At 61.4% G+C, this 23,639-nt stretch carries 19 protein-coding genes; 11 read left to right on the plus strand and 8 right to left on the minus strand.

Annotated features, from left to right (window positions below; genetic code table 11):
* Positions 1–26: 26 nt before the first annotated feature.
* The 5 genes from AC5S27_RS24195 (at position 27) to AC5S27_RS24215 (ending at position 5,500) form a co-directional block, all read left to right on the plus strand.
* The gene (locus AC5S27_RS24195) at positions 27–2,522 is read left to right on the plus strand and encodes an ABC transporter permease (protein WP_493937127.1); all 2,496 of its coding nucleotides are present in this window, start codon (positions 27–29) and stop codon (positions 2,520–2,522) included.
* Between the two features lie 88 nt (positions 2,523–2,610).
* Positions 2,611–3,543 (plus strand): hypothetical protein, encoded by a 933-nt coding sequence (locus AC5S27_RS24200; RefSeq protein WP_493937128.1) that lies wholly within the window; start codon positions 2,611–2,613, stop codon positions 3,541–3,543.
* Between the two features lie 82 nt (positions 3,544–3,625).
* Entirely contained in the window at positions 3,626–4,225 is a 600-nt protein-coding gene (locus tag AC5S27_RS24205) for an RNA polymerase sigma factor (protein WP_493937129.1), read from the plus strand.
* Positions 4,222–4,737, plus strand: a complete 516-nt coding sequence (locus AC5S27_RS24210) for a hypothetical protein (protein WP_493937130.1) — start codon at positions 4,222–4,224, stop codon at positions 4,735–4,737. Before AC5S27_RS24205 ends, AC5S27_RS24210 begins: the two co-directional genes overlap by 4 nt.
* Positions 4,738–4,783: 46 nt before the next feature.
* Complete coding sequence (locus AC5S27_RS24215) at positions 4,784–5,500, plus strand: DNA alkylation repair protein (protein WP_493937131.1); 717 nt, start codon at positions 4,784–4,786, stop codon at positions 5,498–5,500.
* Positions 5,501–5,590: 90 nt separating this feature from the next.
* On the opposite strand, the gene AC5S27_RS24220 is transcribed toward AC5S27_RS24215, so the two are convergent.
* Positions 5,591–7,654, minus strand: a complete 2,064-nt coding sequence (locus tag AC5S27_RS24220; RefSeq protein WP_493937132.1) for a serine hydrolase domain-containing protein — start codon at positions 7,652–7,654, stop codon at positions 5,591–5,593.
* A 172-nt stretch (positions 7,655–7,826) separates the two neighbouring features.
* Here AC5S27_RS24220 and AC5S27_RS24225 point away from each other — a divergent pair, with 172 nt between their 5' ends.
* From AC5S27_RS24225 to sucB, 3 genes are all read left to right on the plus strand, one after another.
* Positions 7,827–8,369 carry an acyl-CoA thioesterase gene (locus AC5S27_RS24225; RefSeq protein ID WP_493937133.1) on the plus strand — a complete coding sequence of 181 codons (543 nt, stop codon included), beginning with the start codon at positions 7,827–7,829 and terminating at the stop codon, positions 8,367–8,369.
* A gap of 46 nt (positions 8,370–8,415) precedes the next feature.
* On the plus strand, positions 8,416–9,270 hold the full coding sequence (gene lipB / locus AC5S27_RS24230; RefSeq protein ID WP_493937134.1) for a lipoyl(octanoyl) transferase LipB: 855 nt from the start codon (positions 8,416–8,418) through the stop codon (positions 9,268–9,270).
* A 149-nt stretch (positions 9,271–9,419) separates the two neighbouring features.
* Positions 9,420–11,153: a 2-oxoglutarate dehydrogenase, E2 component, dihydrolipoamide succinyltransferase gene (gene sucB / locus AC5S27_RS24235; protein WP_493937135.1), complete on the plus strand. Its 1,734-nt coding sequence runs from the start codon at positions 9,420–9,422 to the stop codon at positions 11,151–11,153.
* A 329-nt stretch (positions 11,154–11,482) separates the two neighbouring features.
* Here the strand turns inward: sucB and AC5S27_RS24240 are convergent, their stop codons facing one another.
* The 4 genes from AC5S27_RS24240 to AC5S27_RS24255 form a co-directional block, all read right to left on the minus strand.
* Positions 11,483–12,967 carry an amidohydrolase family protein gene (locus AC5S27_RS24240; RefSeq protein WP_493937136.1) on the minus strand — a complete coding sequence of 495 codons (1,485 nt, stop codon included), beginning with the start codon at positions 12,965–12,967 and terminating at the stop codon, positions 11,483–11,485.
* 30 nt (positions 12,968–12,997) lie between these two features.
* On the minus strand, positions 12,998–13,411 hold the full coding sequence (locus tag AC5S27_RS24245; RefSeq protein ID WP_493937137.1) for a hypothetical protein: 414 nt from the start codon (positions 13,409–13,411) through the stop codon (positions 12,998–13,000).
* Between the two features lie 176 nt (positions 13,412–13,587).
* Positions 13,588–14,448 carry a slipin family protein gene (locus AC5S27_RS24250; protein WP_493937138.1) on the minus strand — a complete coding sequence of 287 codons (861 nt, stop codon included), beginning with the start codon at positions 14,446–14,448 and terminating at the stop codon, positions 13,588–13,590.
* Positions 14,449–14,457: 9 nt separating this feature from the next.
* Positions 14,458–14,880, minus strand: a complete 423-nt coding sequence (locus AC5S27_RS24255) for a GntR family transcriptional regulator (RefSeq protein WP_493937139.1) — start codon at positions 14,878–14,880, stop codon at positions 14,458–14,460.
* A 166-nt stretch (positions 14,881–15,046) separates the two neighbouring features.
* Here AC5S27_RS24255 and AC5S27_RS24260 point away from each other — a divergent pair, with 166 nt between their 5' ends.
* From AC5S27_RS24260 to AC5S27_RS24270, 3 genes are read left to right on the plus strand one after another with little or no spacing between them, the layout of a single operon-like run.
* The gene (locus AC5S27_RS24260; RefSeq protein ID WP_493937140.1) at positions 15,047–16,447 is read left to right on the plus strand and encodes an FAD-binding oxidoreductase; all 1,401 of its coding nucleotides are present in this window, start codon (positions 15,047–15,049) and stop codon (positions 16,445–16,447) included.
* 57 nt (positions 16,448–16,504) lie between these two features.
* Complete coding sequence (gene alr / locus AC5S27_RS24265; protein WP_493937141.1) at positions 16,505–17,692, plus strand: alanine racemase; 1,188 nt, start codon at positions 16,505–16,507, stop codon at positions 17,690–17,692.
* A 42-nt stretch (positions 17,693–17,734) separates the two neighbouring features.
* Positions 17,735–19,036 carry an alpha/beta hydrolase family protein gene (locus AC5S27_RS24270; protein WP_493937142.1) on the plus strand — a complete coding sequence of 434 codons (1,302 nt, stop codon included), beginning with the start codon at positions 17,735–17,737 and terminating at the stop codon, positions 19,034–19,036.
* A 43-nt stretch (positions 19,037–19,079) separates the two neighbouring features.
* Here the strand turns inward: AC5S27_RS24270 and AC5S27_RS24275 are convergent, their stop codons facing one another.
* From AC5S27_RS24275 to AC5S27_RS24285, 3 genes are all read right to left on the minus strand, one after another.
* A complete protein-coding gene (locus tag AC5S27_RS24275; protein ID WP_493937143.1) occupies positions 19,080–19,994 on the minus strand; it encodes a M23 family metallopeptidase in 915 nt (304 codons plus the stop codon).
* Between the two features lie 42 nt (positions 19,995–20,036).
* Positions 20,037–20,873 carry a DUF1223 domain-containing protein gene (locus AC5S27_RS24280; RefSeq protein WP_493937144.1) on the minus strand — a complete coding sequence of 279 codons (837 nt, stop codon included), beginning with the start codon at positions 20,871–20,873 and terminating at the stop codon, positions 20,037–20,039.
* Positions 20,874–20,934: 61 nt separating this feature from the next.
* Positions 20,935–23,631: an ABC transporter permease gene (locus tag AC5S27_RS24285; RefSeq protein ID WP_493937145.1), complete on the minus strand. Its 2,697-nt coding sequence runs from the start codon at positions 23,629–23,631 to the stop codon at positions 20,935–20,937.
* Between the last annotated feature and the right edge of the window lie 8 nt (positions 23,632–23,639).

Below are 23,639 nucleotides of genomic sequence, written 5' to 3' on the forward strand. Positions count from 1 at the left end.
GCTATGCAAGTGCTACTTCTTAGCCTATGAACGTGCTGAATGCTTTTGCGAACCTAATCCTTGAAATTCGTTTTGCGGTGCGGCAGCTTCGCAAGGCGCCCGGATTTGCGCTGACTGTCGTCCTCACCCTGGCGCTGGGGATCCTGGCGACTACGGTGATCTTCAGTGTGGTGAACGCGGTTCTGCTGCGGCCGTTGGCGCTGCCGGAGCCGGAGCGGCTGGTTTCGCTCGACACCTTGGAGAACATTCAGCGTGACAACAGCAGCCACGGCAAGGGGCTGGTGCGGAACGACGTCTCGTATCCGAATTTCTTTGACTGGCGGGCGCGGAACAAAAGTTTCAGTTCGATGGCTTCGTATGCCACGGCCGGAGCGAATCTCGGGGCCAGCAGCAATGGGCCGGCGCGGCATGTCGCGGCGGTGCAGGTGTCTTCGGACTTCTTCGCGACGCTGGGTGTACAGCCGGAGATAGGTCGTGGTTTCCTGCGCAGCGAGGAGCTGCCGGGAGCGCGTCCGGTGGTGTTGAGCCATTCGACCTGGGCGACGGAGTTCGCATCCGACCCGAAGATCCTGGGCCGGACGGTTGTCTTCAGCGACAAGGAGTACACGGTCATTGGAGTGATGCCGGCGGGGTTCATGTTCCCTGTGTCCAACGTGGACTTTGCCTTCTGGACGACGTTTGCGGATGAGGCGGCGGGCAAGGATTCGTCGGTTCAACAGCGCGGGTGGAATCAGCTTTCGGTGGTGGGCAGATTGAAGCCGGGAGTGACGCTGGCGCAGGCCAAGTCGGAGATGGATTCGATTCAGTACGGGTTGATGAAGCAGTATCCCGATGAGGATGCGAATGAGCCGGCGGTGAGTGTGATTCCGCTGCTGGACGATCTGGTTTCGGATGTGCGGAAGCCGCTGGGGATTTTGTTCGGAGCGGTGGGGTGCCTCCTGCTGATCGTGTGCGCGAATGTGGCCGGTCTGATGCTGACGCGGGTGAGCCGGCGCCGGGCAGAGCTGGCGGTGCGCTCGGCTTTGGGGGCGACGCGGAGCCAGTTGCTGCGGCAGCTGCTGCTGGAGGCGATGCTGCTTTCGGTTGGTGGCGGCGTGCTGGGGATTCTGGGGACCAGCGCGGTGTTGAGCGTGATTCCTTCGATGTTGCCGGCAAACCTGCCTCGGGTCCATTCGATCGCCATGAGCGGCGAGGTACTCGGGTTTGCCGTGGGCGTTTCGATGTTGACCGGGCTGCTGTTTGGCGTGCTTCCGGCGTGGCGTGCTTCGCGGCAGGATCCGGCAAAGGCGCTGAGCGAAGGCGGACGCAGCGGCATGGCTTCGCGCAAGCACTACCGGCTGCAGAGCGGGCTGGTCGTGGCGCAGACGGCGATGGGGCTGGTGCTCCTGGTGGGCGCGGGGCTGCTGATCCATAGCTTCGACAGGCTGATGAAGGTTGACCCGGGGTTTACGCCGGATGGGCTGCTGTCGTTCCGGATTTCGATGCCGGCCAAGCGGTATTCGCAGGAGGCGCAGGCCCGATTCATGGGCCAGCTTCTGCCGCGGTTGAAGGCGATGCAAGGCGTGCAGATGGCGACTGCTGCCTATCCTCTCCCGCTAACGCAGGCGGATATCAGCATCACCTTCGCGGTTGAGGGCAAGGAAGATGCGCATGGGAACGATCCAAGTGCGCGGGTGAGCCTGACGGAGCCGAATTACTTTGAGACGCTGCGCATTCCATTGAAGGCGGGGCGGTTCTTTCTCTCGACGGAACAGGCTGCGACTGGGCGTCCGGTGGTGATCGTAAACGAGGCTTTTGCTAAGAACTTCTTCCCTGGGCAGAACGCGGTGGGACAGCATATTCGCACTGGGCTGGGTAAGGATGGGCCCGATGGAAAAGCGCCAATGCGGGAGATTGTGGGCGTTGTAGGCAATGTGAAGCGCGGCAACCTGACCGAGGCCGACAAGCCGGAGTATTACATCCCCTATGAGCAGGCACCGATTGCGATCCCGGCGGTGGCGCTGCGAGTGGCTGGAGACCCTGCCAGCTTTGCCAAGAGGGTGAGCGCGGAATTGGCGACGATGGATAGTGCGGTGCCGGTCTACCGTTTCCAGAGTTATACCGAAGAGCTGTCGCGGACCACGGCGCAGCAGCGCTTCCAGACCATGCTGCTGACGGGCTTTGCTGTCATTGCGCTACTGCTGGCGGGACTGGGGCTGTATGCGGTGCTGAGCTATATGGTGGCGCAGCGGACTCCCGAGCTAGGCCTGCGGATTGCGCTCGGTGCGCAGCGCGGCAACGTGCTGCGGCTGATGCTGAGCCGCGGAATGAGTCTCGCTTTGTATGGGCTTGCGGCCGGATTGGTTGCGGCGGTCGTGCTCACGCGCTTCGTTGAGGGCCTGCTGTTCGGGGTGAAGGCGCTGGATGCGGCTACCTTTGCGACCATGACGCTGGTGCTGCTGGCGGTGTCTTCGCTGGCGAGCCTCATTCCTGCATGGCGGGCCTCGCGGCTGGATCCGAACGAGACACTGCGGCAGATGTAGGCACGAATTTTCTTGTTAACCGATCCTCGGGTGGATCGTTGTATGGGCAGACGACTTACAACGCTTTGATTCACTGAGAGGAATTTCCATGCAACTGTCCCGCTTTTCCAATGGCCCGCGCCTTCGTTCTCTTGTTTTGCCAGTCATCCTTCTTGCCGGAGTCATGGCCGTGCCTGTTACCGGTGCGGCGCAGGCTGCGGGAGCGAGGCCTGTCGCGCCGATTTCGGAGAAGGATGCCGCCTCTTCGCAACAGGACCTGATCCGGCTGCTGAAACTCAGCCCGAAGCTCACCACGGTGGTCGCGCGTGATCCGTCGCTGCTGTCGGATCAGGAATACGTGATGCGGAATAATCCGCAGCTGGGGCAGTTTCTTCAGGAGCATCCTGAGATCGCGAAGAACCCGGATTTCTACCTGTTTTCGAGGATGAAGGAGAACGACGGGTCACCGGACCAGGCGCTGGAGCGGGCTGTGTGGCCTGACCTGGTTCCGGTACCACGGGCGAACTCTGCCTGGGATCGGTCCATCGAAAACGTGACGCCGTTCCTGGTGTTCGTTTGCATCGCCGGGGCACTGCTTTGGATGGTGCGGCTGTTCGAAGGCAGCAGGAGATGGAGCCGGACATTCAAGCAGCAATCGGAAGTCCACAGCAGGCTGATCGACAAGTTCAGCACCAACGAAGAGCTACTGGAATACATGCAGACCGACGCAGGCAAGCGCTTCCTGGAGGCGATGCCGATTCCGCTGAGCTCTGAACCGGACCACGGGTTCTCGCAACGAATGCCGAACGCGGTGGCGCGCGTGCTGCTGCCGTTGCAGATCGGAATTGTGCTGTCGTTGATCGGGATCGGGTTTCTGTCGCTGCGCAATGCCGGGCAGGATATGGATGAGCCGATGCGGGTGATCGGAACACTGGTGCTGATGCCGGGGATCGGGTTCATTCTCTCCGCCGCTGCTTCCTGGTTTCTGGCACGGCGGCTGGGGCTTACGCCGGAGGTAGGGTTGAGGCGGAACGACCAGTAACGCGAGTGCAAGATGGCGTTCTGACTGTCTGGCGACCTGTTCCACACTTCCGTTCTGCGATACGGTGAAAGAGACACACAGCATGCATTGGGAAACAACAATCTCGCACGCATTCTCCGGCCTGGCCGGAGATGCGCGCATGTCTGCCGCAATCCCGGTCGACAGCGCCTCGGAGAACGAGCAGTTTGCCGGGTTCTATGAGCGGTCAGCGCGGCCGTTATGGGCTTATCTGGTCCGTGTTTCGGGAGACGCGGCGCTGGCCGACGACCTGATGCAGGAAAGCTATGTTCGCTATCTCTGCGCGGATCGCCGGCCCTCTGCTGCTGATGGCGAGGTCGCCGGGCGGCGCTACCTATTCCGCATCGCCACAAACCTGATGCGCGATCACTGGCGAAGGCCGAAGTCATCGTCGATCGACGAGATGCCGGAAGAGTTGTTTGCGTGCGCTTCAACCGATGGGCAGAGCGACTCGGCGGCGGTGCTGGGGCCTGCGCTTGGGAAGATGCGGGTGAGGGACCGGCAGATCCTTTGGCTGGCGTATGCGGAGGGATATTCGCATAAGGAGATCGCGGAGGTGACGGGGCTGGCTTCGGCGAGTGTGCGGCTGCTGCTGTTCCGGGCGCGGCGCAAGATGGCCGGGCTGCTGCGTGAGGCTGAGATGCCTGTGCGGAGGCTGCCATGACGCTGCGAAGTTGCGGATGCGAAAGCGAAGTCAAGGTGCTGCTGGAGCGCGGCGCATGGCCGGACGGGGCTTCTGCTGAGTTGCGGGCGCATGTGGCGGAGTGCCGGAGGTGCTCGGAACGGGTGCTGCTGACCGGGAGATTCCGCGCTGCCCGGGCAGTTTCTGTGCTGGCTGCGCCGAGGATCGCGCCCGGGGCTCTGTGGTGGCGGGCGCAGCTGCGGCGGCGCAATGCTGCGGTGGAGCAGATGGGAAAGCCGATCCTGGGTGCACAGATTTTTGCGCTGACGATCACCGTGCTGATGGTGGTGGGATTCGCGGTTTCCCAGGCGCGGTCGGGTTGGCAGTGGCTTACAGAACTGCCGCAGGCACGGGCATTTCACCTGGAAACGCTGATTCCCGCAGTTGCTGCCGATGGAAAGATGAATCCAAGTCTGCTGTATCTCTTGCCCGGGCTGGGAATGATTCTGCTGTTGGGTGGCGTCGTGGTGTATCTGGCTTCAGAAAAGCAGTAGCTCGCCGGCTGGCGCCCGCGTAGCATGAGTGCGCGGAGGGATGACGATGCCGGACGTTGCCTCGATCATGGCGGAGTTGAAGAGCAAGGGGCGCGAGAATACGCGTGCCATCTATGCGCGGCATGGGATGGATGCCGAGCGCCTGCTGGGCGTCAGTGTGGCCGACCTGAAAGTGATCGCGAAGCCATTGAAGAAGCAGCAGCAGGTGGCGTATGAACTGTACGCGACCGGTGTGATGGAGACCATGTACCTGGCGGGCATGGTCGCCGATGGCGCGCAGATGACGCCCTCCCTGTTGCAGCAGTGGGCGGAACAGTCCGCGGGCCTGCAGATGATTGCCGAGTACACGGTGCCGTGGGTTACGGTCGAGCATCCAGATCGTTTCCGGCTGGCGATGGAGTGGATCGGGTCGGAGAACGAAGCTCTCGCCAGTGCAGGGTGGGCGGCCTATTCGGGGCTGGTGATGATCACTCCAGACGAGAAGCTGGATCTTGCGGAGATTGAAGATCTGCTGCAAAAGATTGTGAAGGAGATTCATTCCGCGCCGGACCGTGTTCGCCTGCGGATGAACAGCTTTGTGATTGCGGTGGCGAGTTATGTGATTCCGCTCTCAACAAAGGCCAAAACCGCCGCGAGTGCGATGGGTGTGGTGACGGTGGATTTCGGGAAGACGGGCTGCAAGGTGCCTCCGGCGCTGGAATATATTGCGAAGGCTGAAGCGGCAGGAAAGATAGGGAAGAAGAAGAAAACCATCCGCTGCTGACGGAACCCGATGACAACAGCAGATTCCCTGCGGGAATGACAACAAAATCAAGAGGGTCAGGTTGATGCCTGACCCCTTTGGATGTGTGCGTTAAATGCGAGTAGTGGGGCCGATCAGGTTCCAGTGGATAGCCCAGTAGCTCACGATGATGCAGGCCAGCGCGACCAGGGTGAATTTGACCTTGGTGATCCAGCGCAGATCGCGGGTCCAGACGCGGACGCCGGAGATGACAGCGAAAAGGCTGAGCAGCAGGCACAGTGCGACGGCTCCGTTCAGCAGGTTGAGCCAGAGGAACCAGTCCGGGTTGGGCGGCATGAACTCGTCCCCTTTGCTCATGAAGAAGCCGCCAACGCCGCTGAGAAGCAGGATCCACGAAAAGGCCGCAAGACGCGGTCCCCAGCCGAGCCAAACTGTGCCAGGTTGCGGTGCCAGTTTGACCCGCTTGCGCAGGAAGATGCGGCGGCCCGTCCGCAGGATGGAAGTGAAGAGCACAGTAGCGAGGATCAGCAGGCTGATCGAAAAGGCTGGGATCATCCATTTGCCGTTTTCATACCAGGGAACGCGCTGGATCTGCACGCCGGGGAAGGACACCGCGAGCCGCACGATATGGCCGCTGCTGTCGCGAATGGCGAAAATCTTGGACTGCTCGCCTTCAGCCTGCCACAGATCTTTTCCCACCGGTTTCCACTTCAGGGTGTGGCCGCGAAGGTCCTTGAGAGCTGGGCTGACCAGGTTGCCATCCTTGTCGAAGCTGAGAGAACGCTGGCCGAAGAGGTTGCTGACCGCAAGCCGGGTGCTGTCGGCGCGGCGGGTGGTCTGGTAGCTGCCGGCAATCTGCTTCATCTCGTCTGGCGTGGTTTTGAGTGGCGTGAAGGCTGGCGCGCCGGGGAAGTATCGGTCCGAGAAGAAGTCGATCAGCTCCGGACGCGGCTCGGCCCCGCCGCCCGCGGAGTTGTAGCTGATGAAGAGGACGATCTTCTGCGTCGGCTCGACAAAGAAGAGGCTGTGGAAGGCAATCAGGTCGCCCTCGTGGCCAATCCAGTGGAGATTGTTACGCCAGTCCTGGTAGAAGCCCATGCAGGCGGGCGGCATCTGGAGGTTGGACTGAAATTGCGGGGTCCACATCTGCGCCAGGGTGTCTGCCTTGAGAATCTGGTGGCCGTCCAGCGAACCGCCATTGAGCAGCATGGAGCCGAAGCGTCCCATGTCAGGCGCAGTCGAAGACAGGCCGCCGGCACCGACGGGATTGAAGATCTCGAATCCAACGACGGGCTTGGTGGTGTCTCCGTGGTAGCCCTCGCTGGGCAGCTTTTCGAGTGCCTTGGGCAGCGGCTGGTAGAAGCTGGAGTGGTTCATGCCGAGCGGGTTGAAGATGTGCTCCTGAACATACTGCTCGAACGGCTCTCCACTCGCCCGCTGCACGATGTAGCTGGCGAGGCCGACACCGTAGTTCGAGTAAGCCGGGACTTCGCCGGGCGGATAGATGCGGTTGGGCTGGTTCTGGATGAGGTTGTCGCGGAGCGAGATGGCCTTCTTGGGGTCGGTGAGGAGAATGTTGAGGATCGACTCCTCGAAGCCGCCGGTATGGGTCATCAGGTTACGCAGCGTGATCGGCTTGTCGGAAACCGAGTGCGGCGCGGGACGAATCTGGAAGTCGAGGTATTGGTTTACGTCGGTGTCGAGGTTGAGCTTGCCCTGCTCGACGAGTTGCATGACGGAAACCCACGTGAAGAGCTTCGAGATCGACGCGAGGCGGAAGATGGTCGTGTTGGGGTCAACGGACTTCTTCTGCTTGATGTCGGCGTAGCCGTAACCCTTTTGCAGGAGCACCTGCCCGTCCTTCATCACCAGCACCGAGGCACCTGCAACGTCGCTGCGTTCGAGCTGCAGCGGGATGATGCCGTCGAAGAAGGCGTTCAGGTCGGCGGAGTCGAGAGTGTGAGTGGTAGCCGCTAACGGGGCCGGGGCAGTTGGTGCTGTCGGGGCGGTGGGCGCCGGCTTGATGAGCGATGGCGCCGCCGCCGGCCTGGTGATCGGCGGGGTGGTGGGAACGGTGGGAGGTACGGATTGCGGCGTGGAAGGTGCCTGCGCGATCCCTGCGAAACTCGTGGACAACAGTGCGAAGCCAAGCGCCATGTGGCGGAATTGCAGCATTGCATCTCTCCCGGATAAAGCCAAAGTCGGCACAGTGAATGTGCTTCAGTCTCAAGCAATTGAGCGGGTTTGACAAGAAATATGTATCTGACCGCGGCCGCTCCCGTCCGGGTACACTGGGCCTGACGGTATCGGTTCTTTGCCTCGCACACCCCGTCCAGGAGATTCTGCGTTGGCGCATTGGAACAGCTTTGTTCGAATACCGGCTCTGGTGCTGAGGCAGGCGATCTGGCCGCTGCCGCAGATTGGTGTGTTTGAAGAGGATGTGCTGCGGATGCGGGTGTGGCCCAACGACGTGGACTTCAACTTTCATCTTAACAATGCCCGGTTTCTGAGTGTGATGGACTACGGGCGGGTTCACCTGCTGGCACGGGGCGGGGTGGTGAAGACCATCCTTCGTGAGCGCTGGGTGCCAGTGGTGGGAGCGGTATGGATCACCTACCGGCGGTCGCTGCCGCTATGGGCGCCGTTTACGCTTTCGACGCGGATGGTGGGGTGGGACAATCGCTGGTTCTACATGGAGCAGGTGTTTACCGGGGAGGACGGTCTGGCGGCGGTCGGTTGGGTCAAGGGCGCGCTGCGGGGCAAGTCGGGCGCGGTTGATCCCCAGAGTGTGATGGAGTTGGTGCAGCCGGGAATTGTTAGCCCGCCGTTGCCGGAAGAGTTACAGACACTGAATGGGCTGACCCGGGAGAAGCTGCGCGGAGCGGTTTAGCCGGTCGCCCTTCTGTCACTACAATGGATACAGGCAGGTCGATGGCATGATTCAGTATCTCTATCTCGGACGGATCGGGTACGACGAGGCTCTAGCGGTGCAGCAGGAGATGGTGGAACTGCGGCACCAGGGGCTGGTCGAAAATGTGCTGTTGCTGCTCGAGCACCCGCCGGTGCTGACGCTGGGGCGGAACTCGAATCGCTCGAATATCCTGGCAACCGACGAAATGCTCGCGCGGAAGGGTGTTTCGATTCATGAGATCAATCGCGGCGGAGACGTGACGTATCACGGGCCTGGGCAACTGGTCGGGTATCCAATCTTCGACCTGCGCAGCTTGAAGAACTCGACCGGCGGACGGCTGGGGCCTGTCGATTACGTGCGGCGGGTGGAAGAGGCGATGATCCGGCTCTGCGCCGGGTACGGGGTTCATACTGGACGCGTGCAAGGCCGTACCGGCGTCTGGACGATGCTTGAGGGCCGGGAAAAGAAGATTGGCGCGATTGGGGTGCATGTTTCCCGGGGGATCACTTCGCATGGGTTCGCCTACAACCTGACGACGGACTTGCGGGATTTTCAGTGGATCGTGCCGTGCGGCATTGCCGACCGCGAGGTGACGAGTCTGGAGCTGGAGATCTCTCCCAACCAGCAGTTGCCGACTCTGGAGCAGCTGGCGGATGTGGCGGCGCGGATGTTCGGGCATGTCTTTGGCGAGCCGGTGCTGGCTGTCGAAAGTCTGGAAGCGCTGCGGGCGAGTGCGGAGACGCGACGACAGGAGATTGCCCGGGAGAGGGCTGAGAACACGGTCGGAGACACGATTGGAGTGCCGGTAACCGTGCCCGAAGAGGTGGAACGTCTCATCCTGAAGGACGCCGGGGCGCTGGAGAAGCCGGTTCGGGCGTAATGGGCCCGCATCGCGTGTTTGCGGGCGGCGGGTTGTGCGCGTGGGCCTATATAATCCAACAGGCTGACGGACGCGAGACGGCGTCCCGCATAGCGGCAATACTGGGCAAATACTGACATTGCGGCTGGCACCAAACGAGGAAGAATGCGATGGCAACCGAAGTAATCATGCCCCAGATGGGCGAGTCGATCTTTGAAGGCACCATCACCAAGTGGTTGAAGAAGGTTGGCGAGACGGTGGCGAAAGATGAGCCGCTGTTCGAGATCTCAACCGACAAGGTGGATGCCGAGATTCCTTCGCCGGTGGCCGGCACGCTGACCGAGATCAAGGTGACCGAGGGCACGACGGTCCAGATCAATACTGTGGTTGCGCTGGTTGGCGCTGCGGGCGAAGCTGCTGCTGCGCCTGCTGCCGAGTCTCCTGCGACTGCTCCTGCTGCCAAGGGCACGGCTGGCGATGGCGCTACTGCTGCTGCGACGGACGCTGCGAAATCGACTGCCAAGACCGATGCTTCGGTTGGCGGGACCACTGCTGGTGGCGTGACCGGTGGAACCGAAGTGGTGATGCCGCAGATGGGTGAGTCCATCTTTGAGGGCACCATCACCAAGTGGCTCAAGAAGGTGGGCGACGATGTTGCCAAGGATGAGCCCCTGTTTGAAATTTCAACGGACAAGGTGGATGCCGAGATTCCGGCGCCTATTGCTGGAAAACTAACCGAGATCAAGGTTCCCGAGGGAACGACAGTTCAAATCAACACCGTCGTGGCTGTGCTTGGCGGGACCGCTGGTGCTGTTTCGGCTTCTCCTGTTGCCGCACCCGCTGCGAGTGCTGCGGCTCCCGCAGCTGCAGCGCCAGCTGCCGAGCCAGTAGCTGCTTCTGCTGGCACGACCGAAAAATTGCGGTCTTCGCCGCTGGTACGGCGCATCGCCAAAGACAACAATCTTGACCTGACGAAGATTGCTGGAACCGGCGCTGGCGGGCGCATCACCAAGGACGACACGCTGAAGTTCCTGGCCTCGAACGGGGCTGGTTCTGCTGCTCCTGTTGCTACTCCGGCTGCTCCCGCTGTCGCTGCTTCTGCTCCCGCGCCAGTGGCGACTCCGGCGGCTGCGCCTGTTGCTTCTGCTCCCGCTTCGACTCCCAGCGCTCCTTTGGCCGCGCCGGTTTCTGCGCCGCTGCCTGGGGAGCTGGTGCCGCTGACCAAGATGCGTTCGATCATTGCGCAGCGCATGGTGGAGAGTGCGCATACCAGCCCGCATGTCCACACCGTCTTCAAGGTGGATATGACGCGGATCGCCAAGCTGCGCGAGAAGGAAAAGGGCAAGTACGAGCAGCGCAATGGCGTGAAGTTGACCTACATGCCGTTCATCGCCGCTGCCGCCGTGCAGACACTGCGCAAGTTCCCCATTGTGAACGCCAGCATGGAAGGCGACGCGATTCGGTACCACAAAAACATCAACCTCGGCATCGCCGTGGCTCTCGAATGGGGCCTGATCGTGCCGGTGATCAAGCAGGCGGAGGAGCGCAGCTTCCTCGGGCTGGCTCGCGCTGTGGCCGATCTGGCCGAGCGGGCTCGTGGCAAGAAGCTGAAGCCGGATGAAGTTTCCGGCTCGACCTTTACGCTGACCAACTCCGGCATCTTCGGCGAGGAGTTTGGCACCCCGATCATCAACCAGCCGGACTCGGCGATCCTGGCTATTGGCGGGCTGAAGAAAGAGCCGCTGGTCATCACCGACAGCGAAGGCAACGACACGATTGCCATTCGCTGGACGCAGAATTTCTGCCTCGGCTTCGACCATCGCACCATCGATGGCGCGGATGCCGGCAAGTTCATGGCTGAGTTCAAGAAGACGCTCGAAAACTGGACCGGCGATATCGGCTAGGCCCTTAGGCCCGCCGAATTACGACACAAAAGAGCCATCCTCCGGGGTGGCTCTTTTTGCGTTTTGAGTAGCGTCGCGGGCGTGGAACATTGCCTTTTTCGGTTTGTTCCACGCATTCCCCCCAAAATTGTTCTACGTAGAACAATTTCGAGGCCGAGTGCCCGCCAGACAGTGTCAAGCAAATTTGTTGGAAGTGGTTTGTTTCTCTAGTTTTGCATTTGCGTTGAATTAAGCCCTTTTGTGCATCACTGAAAAGCAGGCATAGGCCATGGCATATGCCAACAGGGATCGATACAGAGCGGACACCCGAACAGTCGAAAGTGTGGATCTCATTGCGCAGCGCGGATGGGTTGGCCGGGGAGGGTGGATTCGTCTGGTTTGCCATCGTGGACTACTGCTTGGCCGCCTACTAGTACGTATTTGAAGCCGTAGGAGTATTGGGCTGGGTTTTCGAAGGTGGCTTTGTCGATCACTGTGTTGGGGTCGAAGATGTCTATGTCGGCGTCGGCGCCGGGTTGGATTCTGCCTTTGTGTTTCATCTGGGGGACGAAGGATTCGAGGCGCTGGGCGGGCATTAATGATGAGCGGCGGATGGCGTCCATGAGGGTGAGTGCTTTCTGTTCGCGGACGTAGACGCCGAGGACGCGGGCGTAGGTTCCGGCGCTGCGGGGGTGGCCTTTGCCGTTGGTTAGGGTGCCGTCGCTGGCGATCATGACGGTGGGGTCGGCCATGGCCATGCGGACCATCTCTTCGGTGTTGGTGAAGAGGATGACTTTGCCGCCGGTTTTGCGGTAGCGGTTGAAGGACTCTTCGGTCAGGCGTTCGCCGGTCTCGACCCACATGAGGTCGTGGTAAGTGATGCCGAGCTGCTGCTGGAAGCCGGGGTGGAAGACGTCGGACTCGATGCCGGTGGCTCCGGCGATGTAGGGGTAGGCTTCGGTGGAGACGTCGAGGTGGCGGGCCTGCGCTCCGTGGATCATCGCAAGCGCGAGGGGTGTGAGCTTGTTGGCCATGGAGTTGATGTGGACGATGTGGACGGAGGCCCCGGTAATGGCGGCGTCGGCGATCATCTCCTGCAGCGAGTCAACGACACCGGGGGTGAGGCCGCCGGGGGTGCGCATGTGGACGAAGATGGGGCGCTTCCAATGGGCGGCGAGGCCGAAGACCTGGAGGATGTCGGCGGGTGACTCCTGCGGGGTGTAGGCGAGGCCCATGCCGATGCCGATGCCGCCGTCTTTCAGACCGCCGTCTACGTCGGCGAGGATCTCTTTCTGCTGCGCGGCGGTGGGCTTGTCGGTGATGACTTTGTCGCGGGGGAGCCAGGTGCCGGTGTCATGCATGACGGACATGCAGGCGCGGATGAGGCTGCTGCTGGCGCCGTAGTTGATGAGGGCTTTGCCTTCGCGGGCGCTATACCACTGCGGGATGGGCCATGCGCCGATTTCGAGTTCGAGCGCGGTGGTGACGCCGTCCATGGCCTTGTATCGGTAGTTTTCCGCGTCCTGCCCGTGGGAGTGGAGGTCGATGAAGCCGGGGGATACGACGAGGCCGGTGGCATCGATGGTCTGCTTGCCCTGGATGGCGTCGGCGGTGATGATGGCGATCGTGTGGTCACGGATGCCGACGTTGCGGATGGCGTCGAGGTTGGTCTCAGGGTCCATGACGCGGCCGTTGCGGATGACTACATCGTAGGTTTGCTGGGCCTTCGCTTGCGGGAGGGTTGCGGCGAGGAGCGCGCAGGTGAGTGCGCTGAGAAGGGAACGGCGGCTTGGTAGCAGCATCATCGGCATGATCTCTCCCTGGGGTTGAATCATGCCGATTCTACATTGCTGCCGGAAGGATGCTCAGTGCATCTTTTCCAGCTCTGCCTTGGGCCCGCTGCCGCAGTTGCTGCATTGGAAATCGGCTTTGCCGGAGGGGCTGAGTTCGACGGCCATGTTGAGGATTTCATTGGAGCCGTTGCCTCGGCGCACCTGAAAGGAGAGCTTGTTACCTTCCAGCTTGGGATGGATCAGCGTGTGCGGTTCGGTGCTGCCGCTGTGTGCCGGGGTGCTCTCGTTCTCTTTGAGGATGAGGTGGAAGACGATGGTGCCGTCAAGGGAGCCTGCGTCGTCGGCGAGGGTGAGCGTGACGGCGGTGATGCCGTCGAGCTTGGATTCCCAGACGCCCGTCCACTTAGAGGTTGGGGTTGGGTTGGCCAGGTTGGCGATGGGGACCGCGAAGGTTGCGCAGGCCAGGGCAAGAGTTCTCAGTTTCATTGGATTCTCCTTTCGATTTGGTTGAGCACAGGGCTTGAGAGGCTGCGGAAAAAGGGAGAACAGCAGATTCCCTTCGGGAATGACAGAAAGAAACGCAACGACAAAGGCAAGGGCAAGTGCAAAGACAACAGCAGATTCCCTTCGGGCATGACAAACAAAGAGCAAGGGCAAAGCGCTTATTGCTGTTTCGCGAGAGTGGTGGTGGCGAGGGTGCCGCCCAGGCCCATGGTCTCGATTGCGCTGCTAGGGACGATCACCATGGCGCCCTTTTCGCGGATGGCTTCGTAGAGCATGTTCATGCCGCGCAGGTGGAGGGCGCCGGGGTTGTCGTTGTAGACGCGGCTGGCTTCGGCGAACTGTTCTGAGACCTGCACCTCTGCTTCGCCGAGGATGACGCGGGCCTGGCGTTCGCGCTCGGCCTGGGCTTGCTGGGACATGGCGTTTTCGAGCGCTTGGGGGATGCGCACGTCGCGGATTTCGACGGACTGGACGGTGATGCCCCAGGGGTTGGTCTTCTCGTCGAGGGTCTTTTGCAGCTCGATGCCGAGGGCTTCGCGGTCGGTGATCATTTGCGCAAGCTGGTGGCGGCCGATGGATTCGCGGAGGGCAGTCTGCGAGCCGAGGGTGATGGCCTGGGTGAAGTCTTCGACTTCGAGGATGGATTTTTCGGCGTTCCATACGAGCCAGAAGATGATGGCGTCTACGTTGACCGGGACGGTGTCGCGGGTCAGCGTGGATTCGGCGCTGACGGTAGTGACGCGGACGCGCTGGTCGACGTAGCGGCTGAGGGTTTCGACGATGGGAAGGATGAAGAAGAGGCCGGGGCCGCGCAGGCCGCGGTACTTGCCGAAGCGCAGGACGGCTACTTTCTCCCACTGATCGACGACCTTGATGGCGAAGAGGAGATAGATGCCGATGAGCGCGAATGGCGCGGCGAGCAGCGGTATGCGGGTCAGCGCCATGAGGCCCAGTCCGAGGGCGATACAGACGACGAACGCGGTGATTCCGACGCTCGAGATTTCTTTGTGGAGGTTCATGGATTTCTCCTATTTGCGTTTGCCTTCGTCTTCAGGCTGGAGGTCTTTGAGGGCCTTGATGAGCTGCTTGAGGGTGAGTCCTGCGGCTCCGGCGCGGGAGACGAACTCGGTGACGAGCTGGTTCAGTTTGCGGTCGCGGTCTTCGCGAGTGTGCTCGATCTTGTGGTCGGCGATGAAGGTGCCGGTGCCCTGTTGCGAATCAAGCAGCCCGCGGATTTCTAGTTCGCGATAGGAGCGCAGGACGGTGTTGGGGTTGATGGCGAGATCGACGGCTACCTGGCGGACGGTGGGGAGTTGGTCGCCGGTGGTGAGGGTGCCGGCGGCGATGGCTCCGTGGACCTGATCAATGAGCTGGCGGTAGACGGGGACGCCGCTATGCGCATCCAGGCGAAAGGCGAATGGCTGGGTTTCGGGTTCGGCGACTCGCTTCATGAAAGAATAATGTACTAATCGACTAGTACATTGCAAGGGATTTTCGAGATTTATTTTGCGAGAGAGTAAAAGCGGATTCCCTTTGGGAATGACAAACAAAGGGAAAGAGGCAAAAGCGAGGGTTTGAACTGAGCGGTATGATTGCTCTTCGGGTGGGAGAAGCTTTATGGCATCGGTATCGGTGGAATCGAGTCTGGGATTGAGGGTTGGCGAGGCGCTGGCGGAGTTACGGGAGTTTCTGGGGGAGCGGGTTTCTGCTGCGGAGGTGGTGCGGGAGCATCATTCGCATGGGGAGAGTACGCATGTGCCGGGAATGCCGGATTTGGTTTGCTTTCCTGTGAGTACGGAAGAGGTACGGCGGATTGTTTTGGTGAGTGCGCGGTATGGGCTGCCTGTGGTCCCGTTTGGGGCGGGGACTTCGTTGGAGGGGCATGTGCATGCGGTGCGCGGCGGTATCTCGATCGATATGCGGCAGATGAACCGGATTGTGCGCGTGAGCGTGGACGATATGGATGCGACGGTCGAGGCGGGGGTGAGCCGGAAGCAGTTGCAGAAGGCGCTCGAAAATACGGGGCTGACGTTCTTTATCGACCCGGGAGCGGATGCGACGCTGGGCGGGATGACGGCGACGCGGGCTTCGGGGACGACGGCGGTGCGTTACGGGACGATGCGGGAAAACGTGCTGGGGCTGACGGTCGTGCTGGCGGATGGGCGGGTGATTCACACCGGGACGCGGGCGCGGAAGTCGAGCGCGGGGTATGACCTGACGCGGCTCTTCGTGGGGTCGGAGGGGACGCTGGGGGTAATCACCGAGGTGACCCTGCGGTTGCATGCGCAGCCCGAGGCGGTGACGGCGGCGATCTGCTGTTTTGAGACGATTGCCGGTGCGGTGCAGACGGTGATTGAGGCGATCCAGTTGGGCGTGGGTGTGGCGCGGATCGAGTTCATGGACGAGCACCAGGTGGATGCGGTGAACCGCTATTCGCACCTGACGATGGCATTGAAGCCTACGCTGCTGTTTGAGTTTCACGGGGTGAGCGAGGCGGCTGTGGCGGAGGCGGCGAAGATGGCTGAGTCGCTGGCGAGGGAGCATGGCGGGCTGGGCTTTGAGTGGAAGGCGACGCTTGCTGAGCGCGAGGTTCTCTGGAAGGCGCGGCATGATGTGTATTACGCGACGCGGGCGCTGCGGCCAGGGTCTCAGGTGCTGACGACGGATGTTTGCGTGCCGATATCGAGACTCGCCGAGTGCATTGTGGCGACGCGGGCGGATCTTGATGCGGCGAGTTTTCCGGCGGTGATGGTGGGGCATGTGGGGGATGGGAATTTCCATGTGCAATGCCTGCTGGGGGAGGACCAGGTGGCTGAGGCGGACGCCTTTGCGGAGCGGCTGGTGGAGCGGGCGCAGGCGATGGGCGGGACGTGTTCGGGCGAGCATGGGATTGGGCTGGGGAAGAAGAAATATCTCAAGGCCGAGCACGGGGAAGCGCTGGGGGTGATGCGCGAGCTGAAGTGCGCGCTCGATCCGGAGAACCGGATGAATCCAGGCAAGGCTGTGGATATCGACTGAGGTGCTACCGAGCGGAGATGACGTCCCGGGACGATACCATGGAGAGTGGATTCTCCTATGACGCGACGTCCCTGCTGGGTTGAAATTTCGGCCCGGTCTTTTGAAGAAAACTACAAGGCCCTTGCCTCAGCTTCCGCATTGGAATTACTGGCGATCATAAAGGCCGACGCCTATGGGCACGGGTTGCAGATCTGCGCTCCGGCAGCGGTGCGGGCGGGGGCGCGCTGGCTCGGCGTCACTTCCGTGGAAGAGGGAGTGGCGGCACGGGCGCTGTGCGACGCTGCAGGGTTTCCCGAGGTAGAGATTCTTGTAATTGCCGGGGTCTTTCCGGGCCAGGGCAGGGCGGTGATCGAGTCGCGACTGACCGTGGTCGTCTGGGAGCACTGGCAACTGGATGAGCTGGAAGCTGCGGCACATGAGGCCGCACATGCTGCGGGATCGGTCGCGGTGCATCTGGAGCTCGATACCGGGATGAGCCGGCAGGGTGTGGGCGCGGCTGGTCTGGATCGGATTCTGATGCGGTTCGGTGGAGATTCGCCGCTGCGGCTGGACGGTTTGATGACGCACCTGTATGCGGCTGACGAGAGCGATGGCGCGGCCACGCATGCACAGCTTGCCGCGCTTACGCCGATGGTTGCATGCGTGCTTGAAGCTGGACTCAAGCCGACGTGGCTGCATGTCGGCAACTCGGCGGCGGTTCTTGAAGGCGAAGTGCCTGCGGAACTACAGCGGTTGTGCGAGAAGTCTGGATTGCGGGCGATGGCTCGGCCGGGTCTGGCGCTCTATGGGCTGGCTCCGGAATTCGAACCGGTAGAGCCGGCAGCCGTGACCGCGTGGCGGAGCAAGCTCCGGCCTGTGCTGGAGTGGAAGACGCGCGTGGTGAGTGTGCGGGAGATTTCGGCTGGGGACGTGGTCGGATATAACGGGACGTTTGTGGCTTCTGAGCCAATGCAGATCGCGCTGCTGGCAGTTGGGTATGCCGACGGGTTGAAGCGCGCATTGTCGAACCGGGGACATGTGCTGGTGCGGGGGCAGCGGGCGCCGATCATCGGGCGCATCTCCATGGACCAGACGGTGGTGGACGTAACCGGGATCGACGGCGTGATGCACGGGGATGAGGTGGTGCTGATAGGGCGGCAGGGACGCAGGACGGTCACCGCTGAGGACCATGCGGCGTGGGCGGAGACGATCCCCTGGGAGATTTTTACTTCGATTACCAGCAGAGTGGAGCGTTACGAGGTGTGAAGCTGAGTCGCGAGACCGGCGCTGATAAACTTGAACAGGATTATGCTGAAAGACCTTTATGGGCGGTGGATGTACGCGTGGGAGACGAAGCTCACTTCGCGCGACCTGAACCGCGTCGTCCGGCCGCTCGAATGGGGCTTTGACTGGCTCGGGCCTTTTTTGGACGAGGTTGGCCTGCGGGAGCGGGTTGCGCGGCTGGAGGCTGCCGGCCAGGGCGAAGCGGCCATGGTCGAGGTGAATGAGGCAATTCTTGCCGACAGCGACCGTTTTTTTGCCTACGAGACACCGACTGACTTCCGGCTGGAGGAGCGGCATCCAATGCTCTTCGCCACGAATGTCCGTCCGGAGACATTGAAGCGCGATGCCTGGCTGCGCGAGCAGGCTGCGGAAGGCAATATGCCGCAGGCGCAGTTTCTGCGATTCACTTCCCCGGAGAGGACGCCGCACCCGGAAAATGATCTTGTGAATGCGCGCTGGTATCCGGCTGATCCGGCGAAGCAGGCAGGCAAGCCCAAGCAGGCCATTGTCGTGATGCCGCAGTGGAACGCGGATGCCTTCAGTCATAACGCACTGTGTTCGCTGTTTAACCGTTTTGGGATCTCTGCGCTGCGGCTTTCTAAGCCGTATCACGACATCCGGCGGCCTTCCGAGCTGGAGCGGTCAGACTATGCTGTGAGCGCCAACATTGGCCGGACGCTTTCGGCGACGCGGCAGGCGGTGGTCGATATTCGCTGCTGTCTCGACTGGCTGGAGTCGCAGGGCTATGAGCAGTTTGGCGTGCTGGGGACGAGCCTTGGAAGTTGCTATGGCTTTCTGGCCAGCGCGCACGATAAGCGGCTTCGGGTGAATGCCTTCAACCACGCTTCGGCGGCGGTGGGCGATGTGGTTTGGGCGGGGCAGAGCACGCGGCATATCCGGCGGGCGCTCGAAGATGCCGGGCTGACGCAGGAGCGGGTGCAGGCGCTTTGGGCCGGGGTTAGTCCGATGCACCACTATGAAAAGTTCGCCAAGATACAGGGAACTAAAGGACAGGGAATAGGGAATAGGGAACAGGGATCAGCTGGCGAGTTTGCGAAGAAGGTGCTGCTGATTTATGCGCGGTACGATCTTACGTTTCCTTATGAATACTCTTTGAAGGTGCTGAAATCGTTCCGCGAGCATGGGATTGCTTTCGAGCCGAAGCTGCTGCCTTGCGGACACTACACTACGGGTGAGACGCCGTTTCAATATATCGATGGTTGGTGGCTGGGGTCGTTTGTTTACCGGGCTTTTCGCGATCTGGCGAAAGAGGGTATCCGGCCTGATTCTGCTGCGGAGCTGGAGCGGGAGCTGGTTGCCAAGTAAGGCAGCTAGTCAGCTGGACTTCGTCCAGTAGCGAGTCAGCAAGTTAGCGTAAAGCATTCAAATTCATCTTTAGTAGTTTTACGGGGTCGAGCATGGCACCCTGCCAGCGGATGGCCCAGTGCAGGTGTGGGCCGGTGACGCGGCCGGTGGCACCGCTAAGGCCGATCCGTTGGCCTTTGGCGATCTGCTGGCCGGGCTTTACGTCGATTCTGGACAGATGCATGGAGTAGCTGATGAGGCCCTGGCCGTGGTCGATCATGACGCAGTTGCCTTCGTAGTAGAGCGGCTGGGCGAGCAGGACCACTCCCGAGTTGCCAGCGAGGACAGGAGTGCCGGTGGCGGCGCGGAAGTCTGTGCCTTTGTGGATGCTGGCGAGTTTGCCGTTAAACGTTCTTCGCGTACCGAAGCTGGCGGTGGCCTGTGCTTTTACGGGTGCGAGAAAGCTGCCGGTCCAGAGCGGGATGTTGGGAGTTCGTGCGTCGCTGGCGGCGAAGGCTTGCTCTTTGGCCTTGGAGGCGGCTTCGATGAGGGCTTTGTCATCGGGGCTGGGCTCGACAAACTTTGGCGATACGGTGAGGCTGCCGGTGGTGTAGTGCGCGGCGCGGATGGGGATGGTCTGGCTGAGGTCGTGGTGGTCCTCGCTTTGGCCAAAACTGATCTTCAGAGTCGATGTGCCAACTGGCGCTTCGACATCGACTCCGGCGAGCGAGTACCACGCGGTACCCCTGCGGAAGAAGGCGAGCTTATGGCCGAGCCATTCCCCTTCGAGGTGCGCCGTGGCTGGGGCCTGGATGCGGATCAGCTCTGGCGAGCCTGCCTCTACCAGCGCGGGCGTGAGTGTGACCGGTCCGGAGGGTGGCGCAGGTTTGGTTACCGGTTTCTTACGATGCTGGCTTTGGGCGTTTACCGCGACGAGAGCTAGGACGGCGGCGATGAGGACGGGGGAGCGAAATGCCATGGGTCCAGCCTAACGCAGGCGACCGCGCCGCGTGTGCAGGTGCTAGCGCTGGAGGGTTTGCATTGTGGCTCCCAGGACGTGACCGTTGCGGCTATCGGCAAGGAAAACAACGAGGCGCATCTTGCTCTGCGTTGTGACCCCGGACGGCAGCTTGATCTGGATGGGCTGCTGGATGAGTGGGCCTTTGACTTTGCGAACTTCAGTCAACGTGCGGACGACGGCTACGTGGCGCAGGCTGCGGCCCTGGTTTTCGCCCCGTCGGACGGAGGATTGGTCGGAGTCGTCGGCAAGAACGGCGACGAGCGTTGCGGAAGGAACGTCGCCGACCGCGGAGACCTGCGCGGTGACGCCGCCGCCAGACCACTGGACGTTAGCAAGGGTGAGCGGAATCTTTGGCTTTGCGGACTGGGACTGGAGGGCCTTTACGAGTTTGCCGCGGTCGCTACCGACGAGTTCAATGCTGCCATCGACGACAGCCTGGGGAGTGTATACGCCGGAGAGTCCGAAGCGAGAGCTGTACTGGTTCTGGCGGTCGGTGAACGCCTGCGCGGAGTAAGGATCATGCCAGCCGAGGTCGTCCCAGTAGGTGACATGCTCGCTGAGGACGATGACGGGTGGAGTTCCGCCGGTGCCCTGCGTTGCGTCGAGTTGGGCGAGGAGCGCGTCAGCGGGCGGGCAGCTGGAGCAGCCTTCGGAGGTAAAGAGCTCTACGAGGACTGGCTGAGCTTTGTCTCCTGTTTCATTTTCAGCAGCGGCCTGAACAGCCCGGCGCGTGCATGATCCCAGGAGGCATGCTGCGGCAAGCACGGTGATTGAAGCGAGGCCGCGCAGTGCGATTGAGGTGGGGTTGAAGAGGAAATCGAGATGGCGATGTGGCATTGTGCTTCTCCCGCTGCGTAGTCATAAGAGCCTCAGCGCAGGGAAAAAGTTACGGACTTTCTTATTCCGACCTGAGAGCCTGCATGGGATCGATGCGCGCGGCTCGCAGTGCGGGCAGCAGCGATGCCGCGCTGGCGATGAGAATGAGCGAAACGCATGAGCCGACTAACACCCATGGATCCCGCGTTGAGGTGCCGTAGAGGAAGCTGGCGAGGGCTTTTGAAGCGAGCAGAGCGGCGATGAGTCCGGCGATAGAGCCTCCTGCTGCGACCCATGCGTTCTCGCGGAAGACGAGCAGGACGACCTGCAGGCGTTGCGCGCCGAGGGCCATGCGGATGCCGATCTCGCTGGTGCGGCGGGCGGTGGCGTAGGCGAGCGTTCCATACAGGCCGATGGCTGTTACGAACAGTGCGCATGCGGCGAAGAAGACGCTCAGCATGGCCATCATACGTTCCGCTGCGATCGAGTCATCGAGCTGGCTGCTCATGGTGGTGAGATTGGGTGTGGGAATCTCAGGAGCCATGCGCGTGGTGAGGCTACGCATCGCTTCTGCGAAAGGCGCGACAGGGCCTTCCACACGGGCAATTGCGGTGTAGGATCCTTTGGTGAATCCATCCTGCGTGATGGGCCGGTAGGCTGTTGGTGGCGCTGCATCACGCACCGAGGTGTAGTGAACATCGGCCACTACGCCGATGACCTCAAAATTGTGATCCTTGTAGCCAAGAACCGTCTGTCCAATCGGATTGACGCCGGGAAACATTGCGCGCGCTGCAGACTGGTTCAGAATGATTTTGCCGGGACTGGTCTTCGTATCATTCCACTGGAAGTCGCGACCAGCGACCATGGGGATGCGCATGGTCGCGAAATACTCAGGACCGACAGTGTTGCCATACAGGCTGTGTTCCGACTTATTCAGCCCGCTGCGATAGGTGTTTTTCTGTATGTTGCCTGAAAGCGGAGTGATGCTGTCATAGCTCACGGATTTCACTCCGGGCAGTTGAGCGAGAGCACCAGCGTAACTCTGGTACCAGTGCAGCAAAGCATCGCCTTCGAGCGACTGCTTGTCCATGACGAGGTCAAAATTGACGAGGCCCTTTGGCTCGAAGCCCAGGCCGGTCCGATAGAGCCGCGTCAGGCTTGAGGCCAGCAAGCCCGCGCCGACAACGAGGATCAGCGACAGCGCTACTTCCGTGCCCATCAGGATACGCGGAAGCCATCTGCGTCCGTCGCGCGAGGAGCGGGCGAGCCCACCATTCTTCATCTGATTGTTGAGCTCGCCGGAAGTGGCGCGCAGCGCGGGCAGGAGTCCGATGAGCAGGGCCGCTACAACAGCAATCAAGGCAGTGAAGGCGAAGACGCGGAGATCAAGGGATGTGTCGAGCACTGTATCGGCGGATGTGCCGATCAATAGCCCCGCCAGAAAGCGGCTCACTGCAGGAGACACGGCCAAGCCTGCGCCAGTGCCGAGCAGCGCGATCAACAGGCTCTCCACAAGCAATTGCTGAATTAGCCTGCGTCGGGAAGCTCCAATCGCGAGCCGCGTAGCCAGCTCGCGCTCACGGCCCGCGGCGCGCGCCGTGAGCAGGCTGGCAAGGTTCAAGCAGGCCAAGAGCAAGACGCAGCCGCAAAGCGAGAAGACAACTGTAAGTGGCTTGCGAAAGCCGTCCCCCACGAAGTTGTACCCGCGGGAGCCTTCTTGCGCATCCAGTTGAAAATGGTTCTTCCGTTCATTGTCCAGGGCTTCGCCCTTGGGCGCGGCTTCGGCCAGGATAGTGTTGGACATGGCTCGCACAGCGGCGCTCGCCTGCTGCTGTGAGACACCTGGCGCGCGACGCGCAATCATCTCCAGCCACCAGGAGTTGAATCCGCTCTCAATGTTGTTGTACGGGGCATCGATGACCGGCTCAAGTGCGAGCGGCACGTATAGCGACGGCCTGGAAGTTGGATTGGCACCAATGAACTGGCTGGGCATCACGCCGACGACAGTAAATGGAGTATTGGCGATGGTGAGCGTACGTCCCACGACATCCGGAGCGCGGTTGAACCAGGACTTCCAGAAGGGTTCGCTGATCACGACGGCATATCCGTTGGGGCTGCCCGCTTGGTCATCCTGTGGCGTAAGGAAGCGTCCCAGCAGCGGAGATGTCTCGAGCACTGCAAAGAATTGGCCGCTGACCAAAGCGCCTGGAACCTGTTGATTGGCCGAACCGCTGCGCACCTGCATGGTTGTTCCGCTGAAGGCCGCAATGCTCGAAAATCCGTCGTGGTGCTTTTCAAGCGAGCGCATCAATGGCGCATTGAAGTAGTAGCCAGGCTGCTGTGAATCTGCGCGGCTGTAGTTGAGCACCGAAAGCTCTTCCGCATGCGGCACAGGCAGCGGTCGCAGGAGGAGGCTGTTGATGAGCGAGAAGATCGCAGTGTTAGCACCGAGGCCGAGAGCCAGTGTGATGATCGCGGTGAAGGCGAAGCCTGGAGAGCGGTAGAGCTGGCGCAGGCCGAAGCGCGTATCGCGGAGGACCTCTTCCAGTAGCGGGAGGCCGCGGCGCTGGCGGTACGTTTCGCGGGTCTGGGTGATGCCGCCGAAGCTGCGTAGAGCAGCTGTGCGGGCCTGCGGATAGCTCATGCCACTGGCAAGATGTTCTTCGATGGCATGCTCAATGTGGCTGCGCAGTTCTTCGTCGAGGTTGGCGTCGAGCTGCTTGTGGCGGAAGAGTGCGGAGCAGCGGCTGATGGCGGTTCGCAGTGAATCGAAAGGCATGGCTTACT

This window comes from Acidicapsa borealis (assembly GCF_059115245.1).

Coding starts and splice junctions, on each gene's coding strand:
- AC5S27_RS24195 (WP_493937127.1), top strand. CDS start 27: ATGAACGTGCTGAATGCTTTTGCGAACCTAATCCTTGAAATTCGTTTT.
- AC5S27_RS24200 (WP_493937128.1), top strand. CDS start 2,611: ATGCAACTGTCCCGCTTTTCCAATGGCCCGCGCCTTCGTTCTCTTGTT.
- AC5S27_RS24205 (WP_493937129.1), top strand. CDS start 3,626: ATGCATTGGGAAACAACAATCTCGCACGCATTCTCCGGCCTGGCCGGA.
- AC5S27_RS24210 (WP_493937130.1), top strand. CDS start 4,222: ATGACGCTGCGAAGTTGCGGATGCGAAAGCGAAGTCAAGGTGCTGCTG.
- AC5S27_RS24215 (WP_493937131.1), top strand. CDS start 4,784: ATGCCGGACGTTGCCTCGATCATGGCGGAGTTGAAGAGCAAGGGGCGC.
- AC5S27_RS24220 (WP_493937132.1), bottom strand. CDS start 7,654: ATGCTGCAATTCCGCCACATGGCGCTTGGCTTCGCACTGTTGTCCACG.
- lipB (WP_493937134.1), top strand. CDS start 8,416: ATGATTCAGTATCTCTATCTCGGACGGATCGGGTACGACGAGGCTCTA.
- sucB (WP_493937135.1), top strand. CDS start 9,420: ATGGCAACCGAAGTAATCATGCCCCAGATGGGCGAGTCGATCTTTGAA.
- AC5S27_RS24240 (WP_493937136.1), bottom strand. CDS start 12,967: ATGATTCAACCCCAGGGAGAGATCATGCCGATGATGCTGCTACCAAGC.
- AC5S27_RS24245 (WP_493937137.1), bottom strand. CDS start 13,411: ATGAAACTGAGAACTCTTGCCCTGGCCTGCGCAACCTTCGCGGTCCCC.
- AC5S27_RS24250 (WP_493937138.1), bottom strand. CDS start 14,448: ATGAACCTCCACAAAGAAATCTCGAGCGTCGGAATCACCGCGTTCGTC.
- AC5S27_RS24255 (WP_493937139.1), bottom strand. CDS start 14,880: ATGAAGCGAGTCGCCGAACCCGAAACCCAGCCATTCGCCTTTCGCCTG.
- AC5S27_RS24260 (WP_493937140.1), top strand. CDS start 15,047: ATGGCATCGGTATCGGTGGAATCGAGTCTGGGATTGAGGGTTGGCGAG.
- alr (WP_493937141.1), top strand. CDS start 16,505: ATGACGCGACGTCCCTGCTGGGTTGAAATTTCGGCCCGGTCTTTTGAA.
- AC5S27_RS24270 (WP_493937142.1), top strand. CDS start 17,735: ATGCTGAAAGACCTTTATGGGCGGTGGATGTACGCGTGGGAGACGAAG.
- AC5S27_RS24275 (WP_493937143.1), bottom strand. CDS start 19,994: ATGGCATTTCGCTCCCCCGTCCTCATCGCCGCCGTCCTAGCTCTCGTC.
- AC5S27_RS24280 (WP_493937144.1), bottom strand. CDS start 20,873: ATGCCACATCGCCATCTCGATTTCCTCTTCAACCCCACCTCAATCGCA.
- AC5S27_RS24285 (WP_493937145.1), bottom strand. CDS start 23,631: ATGCCTTTCGATTCACTGCGAACCGCCATCAGCCGCTGCTCCGCACTC.